Source organism: Bradyrhizobium sp. Ken64 (assembly GCF_055807555.1).
In genome coordinates this window covers 59,429-65,676 of record NZ_JBVVPA010000027.1, presented here as the reverse complement: position 1 = coordinate 65,676, position 6,248 = coordinate 59,429, and the positions used below count along the sequence as shown (strand labels likewise).

Genomic DNA, 6,248 nt, shown 5'->3' with positions numbered 1-6,248 from the left:
ACGGCTCCTGTGAATGAGTTTCTGACAACCTCATTCTGGCACACTGATGCCGTAGGGGGCCGTCCACACCATCAGAACACTTGGCGGCACCGTTCAAACATGCAATCTTAAGTCGTGACGATGCATTACCGGCGATTGCGTGTACATGCCCTTTTTCGTTTACATCCTTGCGAGCAAACGAAACGGAACTCTTTATGTCGGAGTTACCAATGACCTTGCTCGGCGAATGACCGAGCATAAGGCCAAACTCGTACGCGGCTTCACGCAGAAATACGGCGTGACCTTGCTTGTCTACTTCGAAACCTTCGAATCCGTACTGGAAGCTCGGGCGCGCGAACATTCGCTGAAGCGTTGGCGACGCAGCTGGAAGCTCAAGCTGATCGAACAACTCAATCCGGACTGGCGCGATCTGACCGACGAGCTGAATACGTTGGTGACGTGACTGGGTCCCGGCTCTGCGGAGCAGCACTTCGTGCTGCACCACGTCCGGGACACGAGAGGCGCGATCGAGGTAAAAAGGGCGCGGCCTTCAGTCGCGCCTTCGTAGTCCCTACACCGCGCCGGCCTTCTGCGCATACTCCCAAGACGCTTTCGACAGCGGCACGGTGCGCTTGGCTGACTCCAGCGCCTTGGCATTCGCCGCGGTGCCGTCGCGGACGCGGCCGGCGATGCCTTGCGTGATGCCGGCGAGGCGGAACAGGTTGTAGGCAAAATACCAGTTGAGATCAGGCACTGTCATCTTGGTGACGTTGCAATAGATCTGCGCGGCTTCCTCCACGCTCGGGATGTTGAGCGCCTTGAGGTCGGCGCCGTCCAGGCCGGGCATGACCCACTGCATCAGCAGATAGGTGAAGTCGGCCATGGGATCGCCGAGTGTCGACAGCTCCCAGTCCAGGACCGCCTGCACGCGCGGTTCCGTTGCGTGGAAAATCATGTTGTCGAGGCGATAGTCACCGTGGACGATCGAGACGCGCGCCTGCTCCGGAACGGTCTTCGGCAACCATTCGGCGACCTTCTCGAACTCCGGAATCGTCTGGGTCTCGGACGCGCGGTACTGCTTGGTCCAGCGGTCGATCTGCCGGGCAAAGTAGTTACCCGGCTTGCCGAAGTCGCCAAGACCGATCGCGACGGGATCGAACATGTGGAGTTTTGCCAGCGTCTCGATCTTGCTGGTGAAGATTTTTCGACGATCTTCCGGCGTCTGGCTCGGCAGCGTCGGATCCCAGAACACCCGGCCGTCTTCCATCGACATGATGTAGAAGGCCGAACCGATGATGCTGTCGTCCTGGCACAGCGCATAGGCCTTCGCGACCGGAAAGCCCTGCTTTCCCAGGGCCGCGATCACCCGGTATTCGCGATCGACCGCGTGCGCCGACGGCAGCAATTTGCCGAACGGCTTGCGCCGCATCACATAGGAGCGGTTCGGCGTGTCGAGCCGGTAGGTCGGGTTGGACTGGCCACCCCTAAACTGCAGGACGACCAGCGGTCCTTCATAGCCCTCGACGTTGTCGCGCATCCAGGCTTCGAGCCGCATCTCGTCGATACGATGACGCTCCTCGACGGGCTTGGTGCCCGAGAATTCTTCGTCTTTCCTGACGCCGTCAGCCAATGTGACGCTCCCTTATTTTTCTTTGTCCGTCATTCCGGGATGGTCCGAAGGACCAGACCCGGAATCTCGAGATTCCGGGTTCGATGCTACGCATCGCCCCGGAATGACGGTGAAGGGAGCGCCATCAGCTCCCCTATTTCAATGACTGGAAGAGTTTGCATACTTCCGAACCTCGAGCCTGGCAATGGCGCGATTGTGCACCTCGTCCGGGCCGTCGGCGAGACGGAGCGTGCGGATGTGAGCGTAGTCCTTGGCAAGGCCGGCTTCGTCCGAGACGCCTGCACCGCCGAAAGCCTGGATCGCCTCGTCGATGATCTTCAGCGCCATGTTGGGGGCTGCGACCTTGATCATGGCGATCTCGGCCTGCGCGGTCTTGTTGCCGACCTTGTCCATCATGTCGGCGGCCTTCAGGCACAACAGCCGCGTCATCTCGATGTTGGTGCGGGCCTCGCCGATGCGCTGCTCCCACACCGAATGCTCGACGATCCGCTTGCCGAACGCCGTGCGCGAGGTGAGCCGCTTCACCATTTTCTCCAGCGCCTCCTCGGCCTTGCCGATGGTGCGCATGCAGTGATGGATGCGGCCGGGACCGAGACGGCCCTGCGCGATCTCGAAGCCGCGGCCTTCGCCGAGCAGGATGTTCTCCTTCGGCACCCGCACGTTCTCGAGCAGCACCTGGGCGTGGCCATGCGGCGCGTCGTCGAAGCCGAACACGGGCAGCATCTTCTCGACCTTGATGCCGGGGGTGTCGAGCGGAACCAGGATCTGCGACTGCTGCTGGTGCTTGGCCGCCTTGAAATCGGTCTTGCCCATCAGGATCGCGATCTTGCAGCGGGGATCGCCGACGCCGGACGACCACCATTTGCGGCCGTTGATGACGTAGTGGTCACCGTCGCGCACGATGCTGGTCTCGATGTTGGTGGCGTCAGACGAGGCTACGGCCGGCTCCGTCATCAGGAAGGCGGAGCGGATCTCGCCGTCCATCAGCGGACGCAGCCATTTGCGCTTCTGCTCCTTGGAGCCGTAGCGCATGAACACTTCCATGTTGCCGGTGTCGGGCGCGGAACAGTTGAAGACTTCCGAAGCCCAGGAGATGTGGCCCATCTGCTCGGAGAGCAGCGCGTATTCGAGATTGGTCAGCCCTGCGCCGCGGAACTCGTCGTCCTCATGCTCGTTCGGGGGCATGAACATGTTCCAGAGGCCTTCGGCCTTCGCCTTCTTTTTGAGATCCTCGAGCACCGGGATCACCTTCCAGCGTTCGCCGCTGCGATCCTGCTCATCATAGACCGGCACCGCCGGACGCACGTGCTTGGCCATGAAGGACTGCACGCGGTCGAGCCATTCCTTCTGCTTCGGCGACAGATCGAAATCCATGGGACGCTCCTCGTCTTTGCCAACTTGTTTTGGCGAACTTGTTTTGCGCCGGACTGTCCACCCGCATTGTGCGACCCGCAAGTGCGAATGCGCGCCTTGCGAACTCTGCGGAACCGGTTCGCGCATTTGCGAACGAGTCCCGATTGCGGATTGACTTTCCCGACCTTCAAACGATAGTTTCATACAACTGTTTGAATTGCAACTCCCTCCCCGAGGGGCTCCCATGGCCAGCGATCATACCCGGACTGCCATCCTCGCCGCCGCCGAACGGCTCTATGCCGATCGCGGCTTCGGCGACGTGACGCTGCGCGACATCGTCGCGGAGGCCAATGTCAATCTCGCGGCGGTGAACTATCATTTCGGCTCGAAGGACGAGTTGATCGCGGAGCTGTTCGTGACCCGCTCGATCGCCACCAACCGCGAGCGTCTGCGCGAATTGAAGGCGGCGGAAGAACAAGGCGGCGGCCGCGCGCCGATCGAGGTAATCCTGCATGCCCTGGTCGGCCCGACACTGCGCGGCTGCCTCGGCCCGGAGAACCAGCGCTCGAGCGCGGCGCGCTTCATGATCCGCGCCTCGATCGAATCCGTGCCGCCGATCCGCCGCATCAAGAACCGCGAGATCGACCATTTGCGGAAATTCGCCGGCGCGATGCGCCGCGCCCTGCCCGACCGCAGCGACGTCGATATCTACTGGGGCCTGAATTTCGCGCTCGCCATGGCGCACCACACCATCCGCGAGAGCGAGCGGCTGACGAAACTGTCGGAAGGCAAATGCGACCTCGACGACGTCGAGGACGTGGTCGCGCGCGTCGTCAGCGTGGCGACGATGGCGCTGACGGCGGGACGGACGGAGGCGAAGGTGCCGTCAAAGGTGGCGGCGCGTTAGCGCAACTCGTTGTCGCACTGACGGTGCGCGCCCTCGCCCCGTTCTTACGGGGAGAGGGTTGGGGTGAGGGGCCTCTCTCCGCGCATGAGATCGTCGAGGGACCTGTACCCCCTCACCCGGATCGCTGACGCGATCCGACCTCTCCCCGCAAGCGGGGCGAGGTAAGTAAGCGCGGTCACATCATCGCGATGCAGTCGATCTCGACGTCGAAGGGGCCGAACCATTCCGGCGTGCAGACGAAGATCCGCGCCGGCGGATCGTGCGGGAAATAGCGCGCATAGACGGTGTTGAACGCGGCGAAGTCTCTTGTCGAGGTGCAGTAGACGTTGCACTTCATGACGTTGTCGAGGCTCGCGCCCGCCGTCTCGAGGCACAGCTTCATCTGCTCCATGACGAGCTCGCTCTGCCGTTCGATCGGCACGTCCGCGATCTCGCCCGTGTCGGGGTCGAATGGCGGCAGGCCGGCGACGAAGATCATGTTGCCGGCGCGCGTGACCGGCGAGACCGGCGCCTGCCGACGATCGAGGAAAGTCGAGATCGGTTCGACGCGGAGCGCTTCGCGTTTCATTTCGCGCTTCATTTCGAGATTCATGGGCGGCCACCTTCGGTTCAAGCGAGATGACGGCTTGCTACATCAGCTTGCAGCCGTCATGCTTCGCTTCCGATCGAAGTTTGCTCGCCGAACCGCCTAGGCGTGCTGCGGCATCTCCTCGGCCTCTTCCTTGGCGAGCAGCAGCAGCATCTCGATGCCCATGTCGCCTTCCTGCGGCGAGCGGATGAACTTTATTTCGTCGGCGCTTTGCCGCAACGCGGCAACGATCGCGACGGCTTGGTTAGCCGTTGCCGCCTCGGTCGCCAGAATTGCCTTCTGGTTCTTGGCCTGAAACCCGATCGTGTAGGACATGCGTTCTCTCCCGACCCAATGACGTCATCGAATCTGAGTCGCGCGCGAAGCGGAAGCCTGTGTGTTTACGGACCGGGTTTATCTGGGGATTGCGCGTAAGGCTCGCGCAAGGTCGCGCGAGCGTCATGATGACGTCACGATCTGCGCTCCGCCGAAGCTAGATGATGCCCTGCTGCTTCAGCGCCTCGATCTTGCCGGCATCATAGCCGAGCTTGCCGGCGAGCACCTCCTGGGTGTGCTCACCCAGCAGCGGCGGGGCGCGGTAGTCCTTGATTGGGGTTCCCGAGAGCGTCAGCGCGTTGCGGATCAGCGAGAGATCGGGCTGGAACGGATGGTCGACCTTCACCCGCATGCCGCGCGACTGGACGTGGGGATCGGAAAACACCTGCTCGAAATTGTTGATCGGGCCGGAGGGCACGCCGGCCTCCTCCAGTCTGTCCAGCCAATAGGCCACCGGCTGCTTCAGGAACAGGCCGGCGAAGATCGCCATGATCTCCTTGCCATGCACGACGCGGTCGTTGTTCTTGACGAAGCGCTTGTCGCTCGCGAGCTCGGGCGCGCCGAGCACGGCGCAGGTGCGCTGGAACTGGCCGTCATTGCCGACCACCAGCATCAATTCGCTGTCGGTGCAGCGGAACACGCCGGCCGGCATGCCGCCATTGCCCCAGGTGCCGCGGCGCGGCGGCGTCTTGCCGTTGACGAGATAGATCTGCAGCCAGTGCGACAACGATGCGATGACGGTGTCGAACAGGCAGACGTCGATGTGCTGCCCCACGCCATCATTGGCGTCGCGATGGTACAGCGCCGAGAGAATCCCGATCGAGGTGTTCATGCCGGTCATGTAGTCGACGATCGACGGTCCGACCTTCATCGGGCCCTCGCCGGGCTCGCCGTCGATATGGCCGGTGACGCTCATCAGGCCGCCCATCGCCTGCAGGATGGCATCATAGCCGGCGCGCGGCGCATAAGGGCCGGTCTGGCCGAAGCCGGTCACCGAGCAATAGATGATGCCGGGATTGATCGCCTTGATGGTCTCGTAGTCGAGGCCGTAGCGCTTGAGATCGCCGACCTTGTAGTTCTCCATGAAGACGTCGACGTCCTTGGCGAGCTCGCGGATGATCGCCTGCCCCTCGGGCTTCGCGATGTTGACCGTGACCGACTTCTTGTTGCGGTTGGCGCAGAGGTAGAACGAGTTGTTGTTGTTGGCCTTGCCATCGGGGTCGGTCAGATAGGGCGGGCCGAAGGCGCGCGCGTCGTCGCCGGTGCCCGGCCGCTCGATCTTGATCACCTCCGCGCCGAGATCGCCCAGCATCTGGGCCGACAAGGGCCCGGCAAGCACGCGGGTGAGGTCAAGGATCTTGATGCCTGAGAGCGGCAGGGCCGACATATCGAATTCCTCCGGGAACTGGATCTTGGAGCTGATCTTGGCGCGGCGGCGAGATCGCGGGTCGCGCTTCCTGCGGATACACTATTTT

General features: G+C 62.6%; 7 protein-coding genes. 2 read left to right on the top strand and 5 right to left on the bottom strand.

Translation table 11 applies throughout. From position 1 onward, the window contains the following. Positions 1-145: 145 nt before the first annotated feature. The gene (locus tag AC0L2F_RS31120; RefSeq protein WP_007611654.1) at positions 146-442 is read left to right on the top strand and encodes a GIY-YIG nuclease family protein; all 297 of its coding nucleotides are present in this window, start codon (positions 146-148) and stop codon (positions 440-442) included. A 108-nt stretch (positions 443-550) separates the two neighbouring features. Here AC0L2F_RS31120 and AC0L2F_RS31115 read toward each other — a convergent pair whose 3' ends face one another. Both AC0L2F_RS31115 and AC0L2F_RS31110 read right to left on the bottom strand, forming a co-directional pair. Further along, positions 551-1,609, bottom strand: coding sequence for a phosphotransferase family protein (locus tag AC0L2F_RS31115; protein WP_007611655.1), 1,059 nt, complete (start codon positions 1,607-1,609; stop codon positions 551-553). A 138-nt stretch (positions 1,610-1,747) separates the two neighbouring features. Next, positions 1,748-2,983, bottom strand: a complete 1,236-nt coding sequence (locus AC0L2F_RS31110) for an acyl-CoA dehydrogenase family protein (RefSeq protein WP_007611657.1) — start codon at positions 2,981-2,983, stop codon at positions 1,748-1,750. A 223-nt stretch (positions 2,984-3,206) separates the two neighbouring features. On the opposite strand from AC0L2F_RS31110, the gene AC0L2F_RS31105 reads away from it, so the two are divergent. Beyond that, positions 3,207-3,869: a TetR/AcrR family transcriptional regulator gene (locus AC0L2F_RS31105; protein WP_473250995.1), complete on the top strand. Its 663-nt coding sequence runs from the start codon at positions 3,207-3,209 to the stop codon at positions 3,867-3,869. A gap of 175 nt (positions 3,870-4,044) precedes the next feature. Here the strand turns inward: AC0L2F_RS31105 and AC0L2F_RS31100 are convergent, their stop codons facing one another. The 3 genes from AC0L2F_RS31100 to AC0L2F_RS31090 form a co-directional block, all read right to left on the bottom strand. Then, positions 4,045-4,437 carry a RidA family protein gene (locus AC0L2F_RS31100; RefSeq protein ID WP_473250999.1) on the bottom strand — a complete coding sequence of 131 codons (393 nt, stop codon included), beginning with the start codon at positions 4,435-4,437 and terminating at the stop codon, positions 4,045-4,047. Positions 4,438-4,557: 120 nt separating this feature from the next. Next, positions 4,558-4,773 (bottom strand): hypothetical protein, encoded by a 216-nt coding sequence (locus AC0L2F_RS31095; protein ID WP_007602925.1) that lies wholly within the window; start codon positions 4,771-4,773, stop codon positions 4,558-4,560. A 157-nt stretch (positions 4,774-4,930) separates the two neighbouring features. Beyond that, entirely contained in the window at positions 4,931-6,160 is a 1,230-nt protein-coding gene (locus AC0L2F_RS31090) for a CaiB/BaiF CoA transferase family protein (RefSeq protein ID WP_473250994.1), read from the bottom strand. Between the last annotated feature and the right edge of the window lie 88 nt (positions 6,161-6,248).